Origin of the sequence: Methylobacterium longum, from assembly GCF_022179385.1 — a bacterium.
In the GTDB taxonomy this organism is placed as follows: Bacteria; Pseudomonadota; Alphaproteobacteria; order Rhizobiales; family Beijerinckiaceae; genus Methylobacterium; species Methylobacterium longum.
The window spans coordinates 1-553 of sequence record NZ_BPQS01000174.1 but is presented as its reverse complement, the minus strand read 5'-3'; the positions used below and the strand labels follow the sequence as shown (position 1 = coordinate 553).

General features: G+C 70.9%; 1 protein-coding gene. It reads left to right on the top strand.

Annotated features, from left to right (window positions below):
• Positions 1-552, top strand: a 552-nt coding sequence (locus MFF58_RS31965) for a transglutaminase-like cysteine peptidase (RefSeq protein ID WP_238294358.1), incomplete at its 5' end; no start/stop codon positions are given.
• Between the last annotated feature and the right edge of the window lies 1 nt (position 553).

Sequence of the window (553 nt, the reverse complement as noted above, 5' to 3'; positions counted from 1 at the left end):
GCACAGACGCTGGCGAGCCTTCCGACGGAGGCGGGTGCGCGGGTTCAGGGGGACGCCAAGCCGCTCGCCGCCTGGGTGACGTTCTGCCAGGCTTACGCGGCGGAGTGCACGGTGGACCGCAGCGAGCCGGCGCGGATCAGCCTGACGCCGGCGACCTGGGCGACGATCGCGTCGGTGAACCGGCGGGTCAACAAGGCGGTCGAGCCGATGACCGACCAGGAGCACCTGCACGTGGCCGACCGCTGGGACCTGGCCGAGGACGGCATCGGCGACTGCGAGGACTTCCAGCTGCTCAAGCGCCACCTGCTGGCCGAGGCCGGTCTGCCGCGCCGGGCGATGCGCATGACCGTGGTGATCGACGAGAAGGGCGAGGGTCACGCGGTGCTGACGCTCATCACCGACCGCGGCGACCTCGTGCTCGACAACAAGACCAGCGCGATCCTGCCCTGGCACAGGACCGGCTACGTGTTCATCAAGCGCGAGAGCCAGGACGCCGTCGCCTGGGTGTCGCTGGGCGGCGTCACCTCGCCCGTCACCACCGCAAACCGCTGAG